This window comes from Pseudaeromonas paramecii, assembly GCF_039540575.1.
In the GTDB taxonomy this organism is placed as follows: domain Bacteria; phylum Pseudomonadota; class Gammaproteobacteria; order Enterobacterales; family Aeromonadaceae; genus Pseudaeromonas; species Pseudaeromonas paramecii.
Genome location: NZ_BAABFC010000033.1, coordinates 1 through 782 on the forward strand (window position 1 = coordinate 1; position 782 = coordinate 782).

Here is a 782-nt window from a genome sequence, read left to right on the forward strand (position 1 = left end):
CAAATCATTGGAACCATGTTTGCGTTTGCTGTTGTAAAACAGCTCGATATAGTCAAAGACATCGCTCCTGGCTTCATCCCTTGTCACGTAAGTTTTCTTTTTGATCCGCTCTCGCTTGAGCAATTGAAAAAAACTCTCCGCGACCGCGTTGTCATGACAATTGCCTCGACGGCTCATGCTTCCTTCCAGACCGTGGGTTTTCAAGAAGTCCTGCCAATCATGGCTGCTGTATTGGCTGCCTTGATCGGAGTGGACCAGCACAGGCCCACTTGGTTTGCGTCGCCATACGGCCATCAGCAATGCATTCAAGACTAGGTCCTTGGTGATCCGGGGCTGCATTGACCAACCAATCACGCGACGAGAGAACAGATCCAGGACTACGGCCAGATACAACCATCCTTCATGAGTACGGATATACGTAATATCGGTAACCCAGGCTCTGTCTGGTTGAGTAGGATTGAACTTGCGCTGCAAGCGGTGCGGTGAAACAACATGACTCTCTCCACCTCGGCACCGCGGGGCCCGGTAGCCAACCTGCGCCTTGATCCCGGCGATCTTCATCAAGCGATGCACGCGGTTGACGCCGCAAGCGAACCCCATATCACGCAGGTCAGAATGAATTTTCCGATAGCCATAAACGCCACCGGATTCAAGCCATGACTGTTTAATCATCCCACTCAACTGCTGGTTGGCCTGATGTTGACCACTGACCGGCTGCCGTATCCAGGCGTAGTATCCGCTGGGCTGGACTTCCAGCATGCGACATTGCCAGCGCACCGGCC

1 protein-coding gene is annotated in these 782 nt (G+C 53.3%); it reads right to left on the bottom strand.

Annotation, left to right across the window (positions count from 1 at the left end; genetic code table 11):
* A partial coding sequence (locus ABD847_RS16805; RefSeq protein ID WP_345015138.1) for an IS3 family transposase occupies positions 1-782 on the bottom strand: 782 nt, incomplete at both ends.